Here is a 20,199-nt window from a genome sequence, read left to right as displayed (position 1 = left end):
TGTATCTACATATATACCTATTGACTTATATATAGAAAAAATGAGGTTGTCATATGCTATAAATTTAACAGTAGGAACTATTTTACTTAGTTTTTTAGTTGTATTAGAATTTATAAAGCAAATTAAAAACGATAATATTCTGGAGTTTAATAGAAATAAAATGTTTTACATAACTGTGGGAGTTATTTTATTCTATATTGGAACATATCCTTTTTTTGCCTTTAATGATATTTTGATTAAAGATAAGTATATACACATTTGGAATATGTATTATATATACTTTCTCATATCTAATTATTTAATGTATTTATTATTTGCAGCTTCTTTTATATGGGGGAAACATCATTCAAAATAATGCTAATCATTTTTAATGTAATCTTTATTGCCTTTATATCTGCAATAATTATTTTCATTAGACAATATAGAATAAAAAAAAGGGCTCATTTAAGAGAGCTAGAAACAATTGACGTGCTCCATAAAAAAGAGTTGTTAAAAACACAAATGGAAATACAGAGTCAAACAATGAAGTATATAGGTAGAGAAATTCATGATAATATAGGTCAAAAATTAACTTTATCTAGTTTATATCTACAACAACTTGTTTTTGAAAATAAGACTGAAGATATTATGAAAAACATTGATACAGTTAATAATATTATCAATGAATCTTTAACAGAATTACGATTACTTTCTAAAACATTAACAGACGACACTGTTGAAAAAAACACTATTTCTGAACTTATTAAAGTTGAATGTAAAAAAATAGAAGTTTTAAAAACTCATACTATTCTTTTTAAAGATGATTTGAATCTTAACTTATCTTCATACCAAACTAAAAGTATTTTATTACGAATTACTCAAGAATTTCTGCAAAACAGTATAAAACATGCTAATTGTGATTCTATAGAAATATCTATTTTTAATACTCATAACACCTTATTTTTAAAATTAATAGATAATGGTGATGGTTTTGATATCGCAAATGTTAAAACAACTGGTATTGGACTAAAAAACATGAAAAAACGAATTGAGATGATTAACGGAAAGTTTGATATGAAAAGTAATAGTAATGGTACTATATTTACCATAGAAATCCCTCTGTAATATGAAATATACCATAGCTATCATTGACGATCATGTTTTAATTGCAAATGCTTTAAAAAGTATTATCTCCAACTTTAATCAATTTAAAGTTGTTCATCTTAGTGAAAATGGTGTTGATTTTAAGAACAAATTAGAATCTAAACATATTATTCCTGACTTAGTTTTACTGGATATTAGTATGCCTATAATGGATGGTTTTGAAACTGCTAAATGGATTAAAGAAAACTATCCGGATATATTAATCATGGCTTTAAGTATGCAAGACGATGAACAAAGCTTAATAAAAATGATTAAAAATGGTGCTAAAGGATATATGCTTAAAAATACACAACCAGCTTTACTCGAAGAAGGTCTAATAAAACTTATAGAAAAAGGACATTATTTCCCTGATTGGGCTTCTAGTAAAATTTTAACTTCTATAAGTAATGATACAATTAATGCTGATTTAAAAAATAATTTAACTGAAAGAGAAATTGAGTTTTTAAAATATACAACCACTGAAATGACTTATAAAGAAATTTCTGAAAAAATGTTTTGCAGCCCTAGAACTGTTGAAAATTATAGGGATAGTTTATTTGAAAAACTTGAATTAAAATCTAGAGTTGGTTTGGCAGTTTATGCTCTTAAAAATGGATATGCTGAATAATTTTTAGAAGCTTTTACTCTTCTATTGTTCTAAAAGTTAAATTTATTCTGGGTCTATGTACCTTTTTTGTTGGTGGTAATCTATGTAACCAATGTGTTTGTGTTTCATCTTTCATCACCAACAAAGAACCATGCTCTAAGACTTTATAAACTGTTTCTTTGGTTTCTTTGTGTTTAAACCCAAACTTACGCTCTGCTCCTAAAGTTAACGATGCTATTGCTCCATTTTTCTTTAAATCTTTTTCTCCATCCGAATGCCAAGCCATTCCTTCAGAACCATCGTGATATAAATTCAGTAAGCATGAATTATACGTTTCTTTAGTTTCTTTTTCAACCAATTCTTTTAACTCTAATAATTCTTCATTGAAAATAAGTGCTGTTTTGGTTCTATTCGAATATGAATATTCAAATGGCTTTTCTGCATACCAAGCTACTTTTCGTTTTGTAGTTATTAATTTTCCAAAAACAATAGCTTCATCATTTTTCCAAGCTATAGAATTTAAAAGAACATCATAATATTTATCAGCCTCTTCCCTACTTAAAACTATACCATGATAGTTTACAGTTCCGTCTTTCGGAAGTAGATTAATAGGTGATTCGGTAAATTGAGAAAATAAATCCATAGAGTATAAAAATAAAAAACTCCCACTTAATGCGAGAGCTTTATATTATTTAATTCTTGTTTTAATGTCTGAACTTATTACGTGTTACAATGGCTTTAAGTTTTTGTTTTAAATCCCTTCCTGTATCATAAACCATTTGCTCATTTGATGGAAAACGTACTGCTCTAACTTTAATTAATCCTAAAAACGTATCGTCTAAAGCTCTTTTGTCTCCATCATAATCTGCATAAATATGTTCAAAAACAAATTCACTTTGAATTGGAAATCTTTCTACTAATTGATTATTTGCATTATCTATATATTTAACAACACCACTCACTTTACTACTTTTAAATTGAGTAAATTTATATAAGTGACATCTTACTTTTCTAAATTTATCTACTTTAATTTTATTTCCTAAACTATCTTTTACAAACGCTCCTTGATCGTTTTTTAAATATTTAAATCCATCTTTGATTCGTCTTTCTTTAACAATTTCTTTTTCTCGAATTTGTTCAGGAGAAACATCTATGTTTCTTAGATTTAACTCTAAATCAAAATCATATCTTACTCTTGAGTCTCTTTTTGAATGGTATACTGTCCATAAATCATTTAACCCATAAGTATCAATTGCTAATAAGTCATTTTCTAACCTTCTAGGAATAATTTGTCTTGTTTCATTATGTACCGATAAGAAAACAAAATCAGTTCCTTTCGCATGTGCTTCCTCTATTAAACTCCTCGTATTTTTATAGTTTGGATTGATTTTATCTAAGTATTGAAACTCATCAAAAGCTCTTCTATAATTCATTTTATTATAACTTCCGTTTGCTAACAAATCTTTAGCTTTTTGATATAAAAAGTTTGAATAGTTTTCTTTTGAAGTTATAATTTGATCGTCATAGTTTACAATTCGAAAACTAACATTATTACCTGATATAACATCTTTTAAAGGTAATAATGGTTTGATTCGTTCTTGTCTATTATTTAATCTTTGATATAAACTATAAATAGTTTCTAAATTTTCTGGATTATTCTCCTTTTCTAAAAATTCTATTTTAGATACATCTCTATCTACTGCTTTATTAAAAGCATTCTTAAGCATAATAACATAAGGCTGATTCTTTTTCTTATACTTATTTCTTGCTAAGTTTTTTATAGATAATGAAATAGCTTTTTCATAATCACCTGAATTAATTGCTTTTTCTGTAGTTTTTACACTACTACACGAAAGCATAATAAAGATTGAAGATAGTAGTAGTAAAGTAGTTTTGTTCATAAAATTTAAGTTTCGATAGGAAAGACAACTATTGTGCCAAAACTAAGGATTCTTTTTTATTTAAAAACTATTTTTTTACTCTAGTAATTTAGCCATCGCAACTCTTACGATTGCAATATTTTTTTCTTGATTACTTAACTTTTCTTTCTTTTGTTTTTGAGCTATTTGGCGTAATAAATTTACACCTACTTTATCAAAATTATATTGCTTATACTGTAATCCTTTTGCTACTATATCGTCTGCTAAATTCTGAATTGCAGCTGTTTTATTACTTTTTGCAATTTTATCGAATGCTTTTTTGTATAGTTTCTGTATTTTTTTATTCTGACTTAAAAACATACCTGACATTACATTACCAGCAATAAATGTTAATTCCTCATCATCATTCTCTTCTAAATAGATTCTTGTTAATGGAGTTGCGATAATTTTCTTTACCTCTATAGGTAATGTTTTAGATTTTTCAATAGCTAAGGCTTTGTCTATATAATACATTCCTACTAACGACTTTCCTAAAACAGAATATGATTTGCTTTTTAAACCTTTTTCGAAAACTGACTTTAATTCTGGGTCTGTTAATTTCCCTAAAGTTTCAATGGCTGCTGCTTGTACTAATGTTTTAGGATCATTCATAGCTATTTGCATAATCTTATCAATAACCCTCTTTTTAGAATACTTATTAATTAAGTTTATATTTTCTAATGCTAAAATTCTTATTTTATAAAAATCATCACTCATAGCATTAGCTATTGCATTGAAAGCTTTTTTATCATCTTGCTTTTTTCCTACTTCTAATAAAGCTTCTCTTTTATGCATATAATTTTCTGCATGTTTTAGTTGATGTATATAATCACTTAAAACTTTATTTTCAACTACATCACATAATAAAACTCCATCAGCATTTACCTGAATTAAATCTGGGTGTTTTACAAAAGGAAAAGTAAACGATGCATCTTTTCCTTCTACAAATACATTATGACGCGTACGTTTGTTTCCTTCAAAAATATCTATTGCAAAAGGGAATTTAAATTCATTTGCTTGATTTTGAATAATATTAACTGTTACTGTTTTTCTTAATTTATTATAATCATATGATATTTCTAACTTTGGATGTCCACTGTTAAAATACCATTGATTAAAAAACCAGTTTAAATCTTTTCCTGTTACTTCTTCAAATGCTAAACGTAATTGATGTGCCTCAGCTGCTCCGTATTTATTTGCTGTTAAATATTTATTTAAACCTGCATAAAACGCTTCATCTCCTAAGTATTTTCGTAACATATGTAAAATAGCTCCTCCTTTGTTATAACTAACAGCATCAAACATATCTTCTTTGTCATCATAGTTAAAACGTACTAAATGTTTGTCGAAATTTTGACCATTTTTATAAGCTTCTGTATCTTCAAATAAATGTGAATCTGCATCTTCTTTTCCATATTTATACTCTCTCCATAAATACTCACTGTAGTTAGCAAAGCTTTCATTTACTGTTAGGTTACTCCAACTTTCTGCTGTTACCAAATCTCCAAACCAATGATGAAATGCTTCATGTGCTATTGTATTTTCTTGTACATTATCGTCTATTAACTGACCTGGTACTTGATAAGCTTTTTCTCCATGAATAACGGCTGTAGTATTCTCCATTGCTCCACTAACATAATCGCGTCCAACTATCTGAGCATACTTATTCCAAGGATATTCTATCCCCGTTATTTTAGAGAAAAAAGCAAGCATTTCTGGTGTATTTCCAAAAATCTCTTTTGCATATGGAGCATATTTTTTTTCTACATAATAATCAACTGGAATATTTTTATAAGTATCTTTTACTATTTCATATTCACCAATTCCCATAAAGAATAAATATGGTGCGTGTTTTTGAGTAAAATTCCAATAATCGGTTCTAGTACCATTAGCATTATTAGTTTGCTTTTCTAATTTTCCATTTGAAAGTGTAACAAACTTATTAGGTACTGTGATATAAATTTCTTGTGATGTTTTTTGATTTGGTGCATCTATTGTTGGAAACCAGCAGCTACTCGCCTCTGTTTCTCCTTGTGTCCAAATTTGTGTAGGTTTATTTTCATCCAATCCTGTTGGATTTATAAAATATAATCCTTTTGCCGAAGTTATAGCTGCACTCCCTTTTTGCTTTACCTTTTCTGGGCGCGCAGTATATTTTATATAAATTGTAAACTGTTCATCTCTTTTATAAGCACGAGGTAAATCTATAATTAACTCAAAATTATCATAATTATATTCTAGTGGTTTGTTATTCATAGATACCTTATGAATAAGCATAGCCTTTGCATCTAATGTTACTTTTGAAGTTTCATAAAAATGAGGTTTTAAAGTCACCCATTCTTCCCCGTTTAACTCTTTATTTTCAAAATTAAAATCTACTTTTAATTTGGTATGAATCAAGTCATGAACTTTATCTTTTTCTCCTCTGTATATATCACTTGTTTGTGAAAATAAGGTTATTGTAAAAAAGATAATTAATAATGTAAAGGGTTTTTGAAACTTCATAAATTCTTTTCTTTGTTTTTCAAAAATAGGAAAATCTATTGGTAGGCTTGTTAATGAGCCGTTAAAAAGAAAACTATAAAAATTTTATCATCCAATTTTTAGTTTAATACGAGACTCTGTGCTTCAATAATTTTTTATTAATAATAAAAATTATGCCACGTTCATATTTCATTTTAAGCTTTATCTAAACTTATTTTTTTATCTTGTAATTCAAATTTTACCTCTTATGAAATCAATCTTAGGAAAAACATTTTTGTTTTTATTTCTTTTAACAACCTTATCCTGTAAACAAAACATAGCCGATTCTGATGAACATAAAGCATTTATTGTAGAATATAAAAGAATGCTTAAAATACATGAAGAAATGGAAAAAACACATGATCACATGAGCCACGATCATTCTCATATGATGAATTCTCATAAAGATATAGAAAATGACTCCTTGCATTTAGAAAACGAAAAAGCACATGCCAATATTTTAAAATCTCATGATGTATTAATTAATAATCATAAAAGATTAATTAATGAGCATAAATCTCTTGAGGAAAATCATATGACGGGAAAAATTTCTTTAGAACAAATGATGAAAGACCATAGAAAAATTCAAGAAGAGCAGCAACAAATGATTGAGGATCATAAAAAAATAGTAAGAGAGCACAACACTATAAAAAAAGAAGATCATAAAATGATGTCTGAAGAAAAATCAAAGCATGACGATCACGATCATCATTAAAAAAAGTTAATAAAAAAATCGTGTCAAGTCGACACGATTTTTTTTAACTCTAAATGTATTTTGTTCTATTAAAATAGACTAATCTTCAATTCTTTCTATTTTAGCTCCAATAGATTTTAAACGGGCTTCAATATTTTCATACCCTCTATCTATTTGCTCAATATTATTAATAATACTAGTTCCTTTTGCTGATAATGCTGCTATTAATAAAGAAATACCAGCTCTAATATCAGGTGAAGTCATCTTAGTAGCTTTTAATTGCGATTCGAAGTTATGTCCAATAACTGTAGCTCTATGAGGATCACATAAAATTACTTTAGCCCCCATATCAATCAACTTATCTACAAAGAATAAGCGACTTTCAAACATTTTTTGATGTATCAAAACTGTTCCTTTTGCTTGAGTAGCTACCACTAATACTATACTTAATAAATCTGGAGTAAATCCTGGCCAAGGTGCATCAGAAACTGTTAATACAGATCCATCTATATAGTTTTGAATTTCATAACTCTCTTGCTCTGGGATGAAAATATCGTCACCTCTTTTTTCTAAATTGATTCCTAATTTTCTAAATACACTTGGTATTTGACCTAAATCTTTCCAGCTAACATCTTTAATAGTTAATTCAGATCGTGTCATTGCTGCCATACCAATCCAACTTCCTATTTCAATCATATCAGGTAATACTCTATGTTCACAACCTCCTAGAGACTCTACTCCTTCAATAGTTAATAAGTTAGAGCCAACTCCTGATATTTTCGCTCCCATTGAGTTCAACATTTTTGATAATTGTTGAATATATGGCTCACAGGCTGCATTATAAATTGTAGTAGTTCCTTTAGCTAATACTGCTGCCATAACAATATTTGCTGTTCCTGTTACTGATGCCTCATCAAGTAACATATCTGTTCCTACTAATCCTGTTTCTGTTTCTACTCCGTAGAAATATTCTTCTTTATTATAACGAAATTTTGCTCCTAAATTGATAAATCCTTCGAAGTGTGTATCTAATCTTCTACGACCTATTTTATCTCCTCCTGGACGTGGAATATATCCTTTTCCAAAACGCGCTAATAATGGTCCAACTATCATAATTGACCCTCTTAACGAACTTCCATCTCTCTTAAATTCAGCTGATTCTAAGTATCCTAAATTAATATCATCTGCTTGAAAACTGTATGAGTTTGGTCCTAATTTTTCAATTTTAACACCTAACTCTCCTAAGATAAAAATTAACTTATTTACATCAATAATATCTGGAATATTATTAATGATTACTTTTTCTGAAGTTAATAAGACTGCGCATATAATTTGTAATGCTTCATTTTTCGCTCCCTGAGGTGTAATTACTCCGTTTAATTTGTGACCTCCTTCAATTTTAAATGATGCCATTTACTTTTTTCTATATTTATTACTGTAGTTAGATTTTCCTTTTTGGCCTCCTTTATTCTGCCCTTGATTATTTCTTTTTCTTAGTAAACTTTTACTTTCTGATAATACTTCTTCCGAATCTCTCAAATCTATTTTTTTACCAGATAAATCGTATAAATGCTTAAAAATAACTGCATCTTCAACCGTGTCTTTATTCCAGTTTAAATAGCATTTTTTCATATGATTTGCTATTGTAAACACTAAAGCTTCTCTTTTATCTCCTTCTTCCCATGTTAATGCAATATCAATCATGGTTTGAATGTTATTTCCATAATAACGATACCTTGAAGCTGATTTTGGATATGCTAATTTTGCTGGCTTTTCTGTTAATTCTTCTTTTGATGGTGTTTCATAAGGCGAATCTACATCCAATTTAAAATCGGCAATAATATGAAGCTGATCCCATAATTTGTGTTTAAAATCTGGAACATCACGTAAATGAGGTTGTAAATTCCCCATTACATCTATAATAGCTTTAGCCATTGTGTTTCTTTCTTCTTTTGTTTCTAAAGCTACACAATGATCTACTAATTTCTGTATATGTCTTCCGTATTCGGGAATTATTAAATTATCCCTTTCCGAATTATATTCTAAATCAAACGTCATTTTCTCTTTATTTATATACGCAAAATAGGTAATTATTATGAATTAACTATCCGATTACTTTTAATTTTGCGAATTGTAGTAATAATTTCTTCTTCCCTACTGTACCAAATTTAATTTCTGCTTTTTTATTTGGTCCTTTACCTTCTAAAGCAATTACTTCTCCTGTACCAAATCGATTGTGTTCTACAAAGTTCCCTACCACTATTTCTCCATCAAATAAATTCATTTTTGAATTTACTTCCGACACCTTCTTCATTTTACTTTTTGGTGGTACTAAATTTGGTTTTTCCTTTTTCGATAAGAACTCTTTTCGTTTTTTCTTAATTGGTTTTTGAAAACGAATTTTATTTGGTGTATCATCAAATAAACTAGCATCTATAAACCTGTTTGCCGATGGTTCTGGTGCTTTTGGTGCTAAATGCTCTACAAATTTATCATCTATTTCTTCTAAGAAACGACTTGGTTCTCCATCAGTAAGTTTTCCCCAACGATAACGTGTTTGTGCATAAGTTAAATACGCTACTTTTTCCGCTCTTGTTAAGGCCACATAGAATAAACGTCGTTCCTCTTCTAATTCACTTCGTGTATTCATACTCATTGCCGAAGGGAATAAACTTTCTTCTAAACCAACTATGTACACGTATGGATACTCTAGTCCTTTTGATAAGTGAATAGTCATTAAAGACACACAAGGTGTATCGTCTTTTTCACTATCAAAATCGGTTGCAAGCGCTACATCTTCTAAGAATGATGTTAATGACGCGTCTTCTCCTGTCTCTATTTTATCGGTAATAAAGTCTTTTACTCCATTCAATAATTCCTGAACATTTTCTACCTTATTTACTCCTTCTGGTGTACCGTCTTTTTGTAAATCTTTTACTAACTGCGTTTGTTTTACAACCAAATCTGCAACTTCAAAAGCATTCATCTTTTGAGCTTCAATTTGAAAACGCTGTATCATTCTAACAAAATTCTCAAGTTTGTTTTTTGTTCCTGAATTTATCTTAATATCTACCTTATCTAAATTCAGTAAGATTTCAAAAATTGATTTTTTATAATGATTTGCAGCAATTGCTAATTTATCTACCGTTGTTGCTCCAATTCCACGAGCTGGATAATTGATAATCCTTTTTAAAGCTTCCTCATCATTTGGATTTATTAGCATACGTAAGTATGATAACAAATCTTTGATTTCCTTTCTTTGATAAAACGATATTCCTCCGTAGATTTTATACTTTATATCTTTCTTTCGTAATGCATCCTCTATTGCTCTTGATTGTGCATTGGTACGATATAATATAGCAAATGAATCACTTGTTAGCTGATTATTTATTTGGTTTTCCCATATTGATTGTGCTACAAAACGTCCTTCTTCTCCATCGGAAATTGTTCGCATTATTTTGATGCTTTCTCCTGCATCATTTGCTGTCCAAACTTCCTTATCTAACTTCGTTTTATTCTTGTCTATTACGCTATTTGCAGCTTCTACTATGTTTCCTGTTGATCGATAATTTTGCTCTAACTTGAAAGTTTTAACATCTGGATAATCTTTCTGGAAATTTAAAATATTATTAATATTTGCCCCACGGAAGCTATAAATACTCTGTGAATCATCCCCTACTACACAAATGTTTTGAAAACGATCTGCTAATGCTCTTACAATTAAATATTGTGAGTGGTTTGTATCTTGGTACTCATCTACCATGATATATCTAAAACGATCTTGATATTTTGCTAAAACTTCTGGGAAACGTGTCAATAATTCATTCGTTCTCAATAGTAAATCATCAAAATCCATAGCCCCAGACTTAAAGCATCTATCTACATATGCCTTATAAATATCTCCTACTCTAGGTCTACTAGCTTCTAAATCTGCCTGCTGTAAATCTGAATTATTGAAATATGCTCTTACCGTTATCAAGCTATTTTTAAACGAAGATATTCTACTTAAAATTTGCTTTGGTTTGTAACGGTCTTTATCCAATTTCATTTCTCTGATTATTGTTGTAATCAATCGAACTGAATCTTGTGAATCGTATATGGTAAAATTAGATGGATATCCTAAACGATCTGCTTCTGAACGTAATATTCTTGCAAAAACCGAGTGGAATGTTCCCATCCATAAATTTTTTGCTTCACTATGTCCCACAACTCCTGCAATACGTTCTTTCATTTCACGTGCCGCCTTATTTGTAAAGGTTAACGATAAAATATTGAAAGAATCTACTCCTTGTTGCATCATATGTGCAATACGGTAGGTTAAAACTCTTGTTTTTCCTGATCCTGCACCTGCAATAATTATCATTGGGCCATCTTTTTGTAAAACGGCTGCTCTTTGTGGTTCGTTAAGTTGTTCTAAATAAGTATTCAATAGAAAAAAGTTGAAAGAATTTTGAAAACGGAAAATTAACCATTCTTTTAGGTTTTATAAAGAATGTACGCCTTTTTTTATTCACAAATATAATTCTATTTTTTATATCGCTTCTACATCTTCTTTTTAAAGAAGACTTGTATCTTAGCCTTTCGAATAATTACATAAAAAATGGAAGATCAAATTTTAGAAGGATTAGCTTATGCCTTACCTGCTTTAATTACTGGAGGTGTTGCTTATTTAATTTTAAGCCGATTTATTGAACAAGATAATAGTGAAAAAAAATTTCAGGCTTTAGTTGAGAAAAAACGTGAAAGTTTACCTATTAAGCTTCAAGCTTATGAGCGTTTATTATTGTTTTGCGAACGTATTAATCCTACAAAATTATTAACTCGTGTTAAACCTATTGGTGATGATACCAATAATTATTTACAATTATTAATTGCTAATATTGAACAAGAATTTGAACATAACTTAGTACAACAATTATATGTTTCTGAAGATAGTTGGAAAGCTATTTTAGCTGCAAAACTTGGTATTATTGCTAAATTTAGAAAATCTGCTGAAACTGCTGAAACTGCCAAAGATTTTCGTGAAAATATTTTGATTGATTATTCCCAAAGTGAAAATCCTACACAAACATCAATAACATTTTTAAAGCAAGAAGTAAAAAAGCTGATATAACAGCTTTTTACTTCCTTATTTTAAGTTTTTTAAAATAAAATCTATGGTTGTATTCTTATTCAAGTTTTGAGAATATGCTTTTGTTACGTGCTTCGCTTTTACAGCATAATTATTCTTCATCAAATATTCTATATCTTCAATAAAATCTAACGAAACTTTTCCTGTTAACAGCAAACTCAAATCTTTTCCCGACTGATAATAATCGTAAATCTTCTTTAAACCAGTTAAATACAAATAATCTTTTGTAAATCCTCCTCCTCTATAAGCTCTTACTGTTATATAAAAAGCATGTTCTCTATCTAAATCATACGTATTATGCAATGATCTAAAAGTTTTTGAAAAAGAATAACCTTTTGCCAGTCCATTTACCGCCAACACTCTATATGCCAATTCTTTTAACCTTTTAAGAGTTAAGTTTCCAGACATATACTCACTAAAAACTGCTAACCCCTCTTGGGTTTCTACATTATTAGGAAATCCGTGTGAAAAAATCTTTAATGAATGCTCTAAGCCATTCATTGTTGTAACCATATGTACTCCAATTTCATGGTGAGTTAAAATTGCCATTTCGTTTTCTGAAAATGTATGATTTCCATTTATAACTAAGGTTTTAATATTGTTTAAAACCATAGCTATAGCACTCATAGTTGTTGATTGTTTGATATTGTAATCAAACTCATAGTTAGTACTATATTCCCTAAATATCTCTTCTGCTTCTTCTGGGCTATATTTCGGAGCAAAAATATTATCTACATCCACCTCATCTTCAAAATGTAAAATAAACTTCGCATTTTCTACATCATCTTCTGTTGGTGTTCCAAATGATCGTAAGCTGTTATAATAAAACTTTTTACCCTCTCCTATTGTTTCTATACATTGGATTAAACCCGAATAAGAATAAATTATTTCTTCATATAAATTACGAATTGTCTCATCTTCTATCGACTCTAACGGTAATGTAAAAAACTTACGATGTAATTTAAACTTATCAAAATCTCTTTTAGGATACTTAAACTGTGGATCTGTTAAATATTTTGATGCAAAAAACTTTTGTTTTTCTTCTTCTATATTAACTGGATTTACATAGCTCAATAGCTCTATTTTTTTTACTAAAGTATCTATATAATTATCTATTTCAATAAGTGACTTCTTATCTACTTGAGTCTCATTCATCATTATTCGTTTTCAAAAAGTGGTACAAATTTACAACTTGTGTACTTTATAAAAAGCTTCAGCATGCTTTTTTAACGCCGTTTTTAAGTAATCTTCTACTGCAATTACAACTTCTGGGTACATAACCTGAGTTAATTCATCACAATATACTTTTGCTATTTCTGTTGCTAGAACTAATGTATTCGTAAAATTGCTAGTTATGTGTTTTAAAAAATAGCCATTTCCTTGAAAGGTATCATTAATTTTAGAAGTAGATTGAATCCCATTAGGCATTGGTGTTTTTTCTAGAATTTCTCTCCACGATTCTATAAAATCACCATATTTTTCATTGTTTACGTTTTTAGTCCCCAGGTTCCATGTAGGCACTTCTCTATCCCAACGTTGCCAATTATAAGAATGCATATCGTATACTATACAACAGCCAAATTTTTCTTCTATTTTAGAAATAAGGCTCGATACTACTTTGTAAAAATTAGTATGCTTTGCTAGGCTTATATTTCTATTTTCTTCTGAAAGAGGTTTTTTCCATAATTGTTTTCCCCAAGCATCGTTATAAATTGCCGTTTCTGGTGCTCTATTCAAATCGTATTCAAAACGAGAATCTAAACCTGCGATTACTATTGGATGTGATTGAACCATAGCTTTGGTTGCTGGATCTTCTTCGTACCATCTTTCATATTCTGTATGAATACAGTTTTCCCACAATTCCTTTCTGAATTGATGTCCATCATGAACTGCTCCACACACATAAGGTACATACTCCTCTATTTTTAGAGTAAAAGAATAATCGCTTGATACTGCTTCAAAAATTTCTTCATTTTGAATTTTTTGAATAATCTCTTCAATAGTAAGTTTTACCATACTAACTTAAAATTTTCTGCAACAATGAAAATACTTTTTTTTCAACTGCATCCACAGTTCCATCAGCAAAAAAAACTTCTTTTATATCTTGAATTAATTCTCTTTTATCTTGAATAGAATACGAGTTTTCATTCAAATAAGTTTGTATTTTTTCTAAATTTTGGTGCTCTGTTTCTACCACAATCTCAGTATGCATTTTATTAAAAGTAGCTTCATCTACTTTCGATAATATATATGCTCGCTCTTCTTTTGTTTCAATATGATTACAGTGTGCTGCGTATAATAAAACATATACTTCAAACTCTCTTTTCGTCCAATCTAAACTCATCTATTTCTCTATTGGTAATTCTATTTTACTGGCCCATTCTGTCCATGAACCATCGTATACTTTATAATTTTTATTTCCTGATATTTCGCTTCCTAATGCCAAAATACAAGCCGTTATTCCTGATCCGCATGAAAAAATAGCTTCTTCATTTTTAGGATTTAACTTTTGAAATATTTCTTGGAGCTCTTCTTTTGATTTCATCATTCCTTCTCTTTGTAATTCAGAATATGGTAAATTTTTAGAATTTGGAATATGACCTCCTCTTAAATCTGTTCTAGGTTCTGCTACTGTGGCGTGAAATCTTCCTTTTGAACGAGCATCTAATATTAATTCTTCTTTATTTGATGCTTCTAATACATCTTTTACAAAACCTACTTTTTCACTCTTATAATTTGCAGTAAAATCACCTTTAACGATTTCTTTAAATTTTGGAACCTCAACTGAATAATCATGTTTTAACCAGTTTGGTAGTCCTCCATTCAATACTGCTATATTATTAAAACCAAAAGTTTTAAACAGCCACCACACTCTAGGAGCTGAATACACTCCTAAATCGTCATAAACAACAATACAACTATCCTTGTTTATTCCTAACTTTTGTACTTCTTCTTGGAAATATTTTTCTGAAGGGATGGTATTAGGAAACTCTCCATTTTTATCTAAAAAAACATTTTTTAAATCGAAAAAAACAGCATTTGGTATTTGTTGTTTTACTTGCCCTTTATTTCCTGTAGTTCCTACTTTAGTTATGGTAGCGTCTAATATTATTAAGTTTTCTGCTTTTAAATTTTGATATAACCATTTTACAGTAACAATCGCTTCATTTACATTAAGCTTCATCTACTGTTCTTTTTAAATTAGTCATTCTAATAAAAGCAGCATTCTTTTCTAATACTTTACTTTCTAAAAAGTCTATTACTTTTTCTTGAAGCTTTACTTTTGAAACTTTATTAATGTAAGTTATTCCTCCTGGACTCATTACATTAACCTCAACTAGTTTACCTCCAATAACATCTATTCCAACGAAATACAACCCATCTTTCACTAATTTTGGCCCTATTTTTTCACAAAGTATTTTTTCTGCCTTGGTAAGTTTATGTTTTTCCACTCTTCCTCCAGCCGTAACATTAGAACGGTGATCTTTTTCACCTGGTATACGTTTCATAGCACCAATTGGTAAACCATTTAGTAATAAAATACGTACATCTCCTTTTTCTGCTCCTTCAATATACTCTTGAAGAATTACATAATCTGATGAACCATCACTTTTACTAATGTAAAAATCCAATAATGAATTAATATTACCCATTGCCGATTTTTCTATTAGAATTACTCCTGACCCTCCATAACCATTTAATGGTTTTAGAATCATTTTATCAGCTTCTGATTCTTCAATTGTTTTAATTAAATATCCTTTATTCTTTGAAACGTGTGTAACTGGAATAATTTCATTGTTAGGGTCTTCAAAAACCGCTGTATATAACTTATTATTCGCTTCTCGCATTCCTTGAACAGAATTTATTACAAATACATCATCCTTTACAGAATCTAAGAAGTTTAACATTAATGGATCTAATGGTGGATTTGCTCTCATAAAAATAGCGTCAAAACCTGCTAATGGCAACATTTCTTCTCGTGTGGTTGCTTTTTTATAATAAGACTTTATACTTGAAGGAACTTTATCCATTCTTTCTATAATTGTACAAAATGCATTTGTTATACTATTACGTATTGTTAAATTAGAAGGCGTACAAATGGCAACACCATGTCCTCTTTTAGCACACTCATGAATAAGTGTTAATGTTGAATCATTCTCAGGGTTTATTTCCTCCCAAGGATACATTAAAAAACAAATGTTCATTCAATAAAATTGTATTAAGTTAATTTAGTTAGTTTTTATCAGTCTTTTTAGACAAATAAACACCAATGTAAAAGCTACAGTGGTGTTTATAAAAGTAATATTTTTTTTTATATGGAATAAAGGTTAAAAATTATTTTACCTCATCATAATTATCATCCCAGTTTTTTGGATTTGGTTTTCCTAATTTACCTACTGATTTTGCTACGATCATAGAAACTGTAGCATCTCCTGTTACATTAATTGTTGTACGTAACATGTCTAATGGTCTATCTACTGCAAAAATTAATGCCAAAGCTACCGGATACAAGTCTTTTGGAAATCCTATTGATTCTAATACGATTACTAACATAACCATTCCTGCTCCTGGTACAGCAGCACTACCTATAGATGCTAATAATGCTGTTAAAACTATTGACATTTGATTTGCAAAACCTAATCCTTCTGGCCATAAAACTTGCATAACAAATACAGCCGCTACTGCCTGGTATAAACTTGTTCCATCCATATTAATAGTAGCTCCAACTGGTAATACAAAACTAGACACTTCTTTATCTACCCCAATATGCTCCTCTACTCTTTCCATAGTTACTGGTAAAGTTGCAGCACTCGAACTTGTTGAAAACGCTAATAACTGTGCTGGACTTAATTGCTTTAATACCCAGAATGGGTTTTTCTTTGCATAAACACTTACCAATATTGAATAGAAAACAATCATGAAGATTAAACCTAAAATAACAACTCCTGAGTATTTTAATAAGGCTAATAAAATATCTGGATCTCCTGAAGTAACTACAACATTAGCTAATAAAGCAAATACTGCATAAGGTGAAATTAACATTATAATATCTACCATTTTTAATATCGCTTCATTTAAGGAATCGAAAAAGTTCTTTAATGGTTCTGCTTTCTTCTCTCCTATTAATAACATTGAAATTCCTAAGAAAATAGTAAAGAAAATTACTTGCAACATTGCTTTATTATTACTCATAGCTTTTACTGCATTATCTGGAACCATATCAACCACAAATTGTAATGGTCCACTACTTTGCTGTTTGTTTGCTTCTGTAATCTTAGCTGTTATGCTAGAGTTATTTGCATATGTATTGGTTAGCTTATCTACTGTAGCTTGTGATATTCCATCTCCTGGTTGTATTATATTTACTAACGCTAATCCTATCGTAATTGCTACCACTGTTGTACCAATATAAATTAACATTGTTCTTACACCAATATTTTTAAATTTAGAAATATCTTTTAAGTCTGAAATTCCCTTTATTAGTGAAGCTACAATTAATGGTACTGCTATTAATTTTAATAATTTAACAAATATGGTACCTAATGGTTTTATCCAATCTTTAATAAAACTATTCCAACCAAATTGTAATGCTAGAAACCCGAAAAGAATTCCTAATACCATTCCTATTAAAATTTGCCAGTGTAAAGCCAGTTTTTTCATGTAATCTATTTAGTTTTTTAACGGCTGTAAGGTAAAAATAAATATTTAAAAAAAATGTGACCTTAAATATGTAACTTGTGTCTCAATTATTGAAAACTATTTACTAATCTTATTATAATAAAAAATGGCAGGAATTTTAGATTTACTAAACAGCGACTTAGGGAAAACAATTATATCTGGTGTAGCAGGTTCAACAGGTCAAGATACTAACAAAACTAGTAGCGTATTAACAATGGCTTTACCTGTATTAATGAAAGCAATGCAACGTAATTCAGCTACCTCTCAAGGAGCAGAGGGATTAATGGGAGCTTTAAATAAACACGATGGTGGTATTTTAGATAATTTAGGTGACTTATTCAAAGGAGGAGTTAATGCTGATGTTTTACAAGATGGTAGTAAAATTTTAGGACACGTGTTAGGAAGCAAGCAACAAGGTGTTGAACAAGTTATTGGGCAAAAATCTGGAATGGATGCTGGCGCTGTTGGTGATATTTTAAAAACAGCTGCTCCTATCTTAATGGGAGTTTTAGGAAAGCAATCTAGACAAAATAATGTAAGTAATTCTGGTGATCTTGGTGGTTTATTAGGTGGATTACTTGGTGGAAGTTCTGCTCAAAAAGAACAAAGCTTTTTAGAACAAATTTTAGACGCTGATGGAGATGGAAGTATTGTAGATGATGTTGCTGGAATGGTTTTAGGAGGCGGTAGTAGTCAACAAAAATCTGGTGGTTTACTTGGTGGACTATTAGGTGGCATTTTCGGAAAAAAATAAACTTATTCCTCGATAATAACAAAAAAGCGCAAAATATTAGTTTTGCGCTTTTTTTATATCTAATATACTTCTATTAATATAGCGATGACTCCTAAAAATAAACACAAAGGAGAAAAATATTTAGAATCGTTTTTTGCAAATTTTGTTTCTGTTACTTTCTTAAAAAAACCAACATACTTAAACTCTCCTACAGCACGTAGTGTAAAAACACCAGAGACTATATATAGTCCATACTTTAGAAACCATTCAGGTATCATTTCTATTTGAAAAAGATTTGCCTTAGTAGCAAAGAGCATAGCAATAACTAATAAAAATACTCCAACAAATAAGCTATCAATCCATTTTGGTTTTAATACTACCTCCCCATTTAATTTCGTTGGTATTACTTGATTAAATCCCCATTTTCCTCCTGCAAACCAATATAAATGAATTAGTGAAATAAATGTGAGTATTAAAAAGCTAATCAATCCTAAAAAATAAACCATAATTAATCGTTTTTAATGTAAATTTGTTTTAGCCAAATTTAAGAACAACATATGACAACATTATTGATAAATATCAAGGAATTAATTCAGGTGAGAGATCACTCTATAAAAAAAGTAAGTGGGAATGAAATGAAGAATTTACCCACCATAAAAAATGCTTTTTTACTTTTAAAAGATGATAGAATTGTTGACTTTGGCCCTATGAATGAGTTATCTGTTTCTGCTGATGAAACTGTTGATTGTACTGGTAAAATGATACTTCCTACTTGGTGCGATTCTCATACACACATTGTGTATGCAGGAAATAGAGAACAAGAATTTGTTGATCGTATTAATGGTTTATCTTATGAAGAGATAGCTAATAACGGTGGAGGTATTTTAAATTCAGCAAAAAAGCTGCAAGAAACTTCTGAAGAAGAACTATATAAACAATCTTCTGTTCGTTTAGAAGAAGTTATGAAACAAGGTACAGGTGCAGTTGAAATTAAATCTGGATATGGTTTAACTGTTGATGCTGAACTAAAAATGTTACGTGTTATAAAAAAATTAAGAGAAAATTATAACTTACCTATCAAAGCAACATTCTTAGGTGCTCATGCTTTCCCATCTGAATATAAAAATAATAAAGAAGGATATATTAATTTAATTATTAATGAAATGCTTCCTAAAATAGCATCAGAAAATTTAGCTGAATTTATAGATGCTTTTTGTGAAACTGGTTATTTCTCTGTTGAAGATACTGATAGAATTTTATCAGCTGGAAAACAATATGGTTTAACTCCAAAAGTACATGTAAATCAATTTACTACTATAGGTGGAGTTCAAGTAAGTGTTAAACACGACGCTTTATCTGTTGATCATTTAGAAGTTATGAATGCCGATGATATTGAAACATTAAAAGGTTCGGAAACAATGCCTGTTGCTTTACCTTCTTGTTCTTATTTTCTAAGTATTCCTTACACACCTGCTCGCGATATTATAAACGCTGGTTTACCATTAGCCTTAGCTACAGATTTTAATCCTGGTTCTACTCCTTCTGGTAATATGAATTTTGTTGTAGCTACTGCATGTATTAAAATGAAAATGACTCCGGAAGAAGCTATTAATGCCGCAACCATTAATGGTGCTTATGCCATGAACCTTTCTGATGAAGTTGGGAGCATTACTAAAGGAAAAAAAGCAAACTTTATTATTACAAAAGAAATTTTAAGTTATGGTGCTATTCCTTATAATTTTGGATCAATATTAATTGATTCCGTTTTTATTAATGGAAAAGCTATTTAAT

General features: G+C 29.5%; 20 protein-coding genes. 7 read left to right on the top strand and 13 right to left on the bottom strand.

Going from position 1 to position 20,199, the window contains the following annotated elements; all coding sequences use genetic code 11:
• Positions 1-40: 40 nt before the first annotated feature.
• From ACOQN8_RS14235 to ACOQN8_RS14225, 3 genes are all read left to right on the top strand, one after another.
• A complete protein-coding gene (locus tag ACOQN8_RS14235; protein WP_272149004.1) occupies positions 41-355 on the top strand; it encodes a hypothetical protein in 315 nt (104 codons plus the stop codon).
• Positions 356-501: 146 nt separating this feature from the next.
• A complete protein-coding gene (locus tag ACOQN8_RS14230) occupies positions 502-1,104 on the top strand; it encodes a sensor histidine kinase (RefSeq protein WP_420553169.1) in 603 nt (200 codons plus the stop codon).
• A gap of 1 nt (position 1,105) precedes the next feature.
• Positions 1,106-1,750 carry a response regulator gene (locus ACOQN8_RS14225; protein WP_272149002.1) on the top strand — a complete coding sequence of 215 codons (645 nt, stop codon included), beginning with the start codon at positions 1,106-1,108 and terminating at the stop codon, positions 1,748-1,750.
• 13 nt (positions 1,751-1,763) lie between these two features.
• Here ACOQN8_RS14225 and ACOQN8_RS14220 read toward each other — a convergent pair whose 3' ends face one another.
• The 3 genes from ACOQN8_RS14220 to ACOQN8_RS14210 form a co-directional block, all read right to left on the bottom strand.
• The gene (locus ACOQN8_RS14220) at positions 1,764-2,372 is read right to left on the bottom strand and encodes an alpha-ketoglutarate-dependent dioxygenase AlkB family protein (protein ID WP_420553168.1); all 609 of its coding nucleotides are present in this window, start codon (positions 2,370-2,372) and stop codon (positions 1,764-1,766) included.
• 61 nt (positions 2,373-2,433) lie between these two features.
• Positions 2,434-3,630, bottom strand: coding sequence for a hypothetical protein (locus ACOQN8_RS14215; protein WP_150898863.1), 1,197 nt, complete (start codon positions 3,628-3,630; stop codon positions 2,434-2,436).
• Positions 3,631-3,705: 75 nt separating this feature from the next.
• Positions 3,706-6,153, bottom strand: a complete 2,448-nt coding sequence (locus ACOQN8_RS14210) for a M1 family aminopeptidase (protein ID WP_420553167.1) — start codon at positions 6,151-6,153, stop codon at positions 3,706-3,708.
• Positions 6,154-6,379: 226 nt separating this feature from the next.
• On the opposite strand from ACOQN8_RS14210, the gene ACOQN8_RS14205 reads away from it, so the two are divergent.
• Positions 6,380-6,886 carry a hypothetical protein gene (locus ACOQN8_RS14205; protein WP_272148998.1) on the top strand — a complete coding sequence of 169 codons (507 nt, stop codon included), beginning with the start codon at positions 6,380-6,382 and terminating at the stop codon, positions 6,884-6,886.
• A 78-nt stretch (positions 6,887-6,964) separates the two neighbouring features.
• On the opposite strand, the gene murA is transcribed toward ACOQN8_RS14205, so the two are convergent.
• From murA to ACOQN8_RS14190, 3 genes are read right to left on the bottom strand one after another with little or no spacing between them, the layout of a single operon-like run.
• On the bottom strand, positions 6,965-8,278 hold the full coding sequence (gene murA, locus ACOQN8_RS14200; protein ID WP_150898866.1) for a UDP-N-acetylglucosamine 1-carboxyvinyltransferase: 1,314 nt from the start codon (positions 8,276-8,278) through the stop codon (positions 6,965-6,967).
• On the bottom strand, positions 8,279-8,923 hold the full coding sequence (locus ACOQN8_RS14195; RefSeq protein ID WP_150898867.1) for a DUF4290 domain-containing protein: 645 nt from the start codon (positions 8,921-8,923) through the stop codon (positions 8,279-8,281).
• 46 nt (positions 8,924-8,969) lie between these two features.
• On the bottom strand, positions 8,970-11,294 hold the full coding sequence (locus ACOQN8_RS14190) for an ATP-dependent helicase (protein ID WP_420553166.1): 2,325 nt from the start codon (positions 11,292-11,294) through the stop codon (positions 8,970-8,972).
• A gap of 171 nt (positions 11,295-11,465) precedes the next feature.
• On the opposite strand from ACOQN8_RS14190, the gene ACOQN8_RS14185 reads away from it, so the two are divergent.
• Positions 11,466-11,978 carry a DUF7935 family protein gene (locus tag ACOQN8_RS14185; protein WP_150898869.1) on the top strand — a complete coding sequence of 171 codons (513 nt, stop codon included), beginning with the start codon at positions 11,466-11,468 and terminating at the stop codon, positions 11,976-11,978.
• Between the two features lie 15 nt (positions 11,979-11,993).
• Here the strand turns inward: ACOQN8_RS14185 and ACOQN8_RS14180 are convergent, their stop codons facing one another.
• From ACOQN8_RS14180 to ACOQN8_RS14155, 6 genes are all read right to left on the bottom strand, one after another.
• Positions 11,994-13,151: a peptidase MATCAP family protein gene (locus ACOQN8_RS14180; RefSeq protein ID WP_150898870.1), complete on the bottom strand. Its 1,158-nt coding sequence runs from the start codon at positions 13,149-13,151 to the stop codon at positions 11,994-11,996.
• A 30-nt stretch (positions 13,152-13,181) separates the two neighbouring features.
• Positions 13,182-14,012: an N-formylglutamate amidohydrolase gene (locus ACOQN8_RS14175; RefSeq protein WP_420553165.1), complete on the bottom strand. Its 831-nt coding sequence runs from the start codon at positions 14,010-14,012 to the stop codon at positions 13,182-13,184.
• Position 14,013: 1 nt separating this feature from the next.
• On the bottom strand, positions 14,014-14,340 hold the full coding sequence (locus ACOQN8_RS14170) for a hypothetical protein (RefSeq protein ID WP_150898872.1): 327 nt from the start codon (positions 14,338-14,340) through the stop codon (positions 14,014-14,016).
• Positions 14,341-15,180, bottom strand: coding sequence for a sulfurtransferase (locus tag ACOQN8_RS14165; protein WP_420553164.1), 840 nt, complete (start codon positions 15,178-15,180; stop codon positions 14,341-14,343).
• Positions 15,170-16,201, bottom strand: a complete 1,032-nt coding sequence (gene gshB / locus ACOQN8_RS14160; RefSeq protein ID WP_150898874.1) for a glutathione synthase — start codon at positions 16,199-16,201, stop codon at positions 15,170-15,172. Before gshB ends, ACOQN8_RS14165 begins: the two co-directional genes overlap by 11 nt.
• Before the next feature lie 130 nt (positions 16,202-16,331).
• Positions 16,332-17,657, bottom strand: coding sequence for a dicarboxylate/amino acid:cation symporter (locus tag ACOQN8_RS14155; RefSeq protein ID WP_420553163.1), 1,326 nt, complete (start codon positions 17,655-17,657; stop codon positions 16,332-16,334).
• Between the two features lie 124 nt (positions 17,658-17,781).
• Here ACOQN8_RS14155 and ACOQN8_RS14150 point away from each other — a divergent pair, with 124 nt between their 5' ends.
• Positions 17,782-18,429 carry a DUF937 domain-containing protein gene (locus ACOQN8_RS14150; RefSeq protein ID WP_235273739.1) on the top strand — a complete coding sequence of 216 codons (648 nt, stop codon included), beginning with the start codon at positions 17,782-17,784 and terminating at the stop codon, positions 18,427-18,429.
• A gap of 59 nt (positions 18,430-18,488) precedes the next feature.
• Here ACOQN8_RS14150 and ACOQN8_RS14145 read toward each other — a convergent pair whose 3' ends face one another.
• Positions 18,489-18,914: a DUF3995 domain-containing protein gene (locus ACOQN8_RS14145; protein WP_420553162.1), complete on the bottom strand. Its 426-nt coding sequence runs from the start codon at positions 18,912-18,914 to the stop codon at positions 18,489-18,491.
• A 51-nt stretch (positions 18,915-18,965) separates the two neighbouring features.
• On the opposite strand from ACOQN8_RS14145, the gene hutI reads away from it, so the two are divergent.
• Positions 18,966-20,198 (top strand): imidazolonepropionase, encoded by a 1,233-nt coding sequence (gene hutI, locus ACOQN8_RS14140; protein ID WP_420553161.1) that lies wholly within the window; start codon positions 18,966-18,968, stop codon positions 20,196-20,198.
• The last annotated feature ends 1 nt before the right edge of the window (position 20,199 follow it).

It is taken from the genome of Tenacibaculum aiptasiae (assembly GCF_965221665.1).
In the GTDB taxonomy this organism is placed as follows: domain Bacteria; phylum Bacteroidota; class Bacteroidia; order Flavobacteriales; family Flavobacteriaceae; genus Polaribacter; species Polaribacter aiptasiae.
The sequence above is the reverse complement of the archived record's forward strand: the minus strand, read 5'-3'. Positions and strand labels throughout refer to the sequence as shown.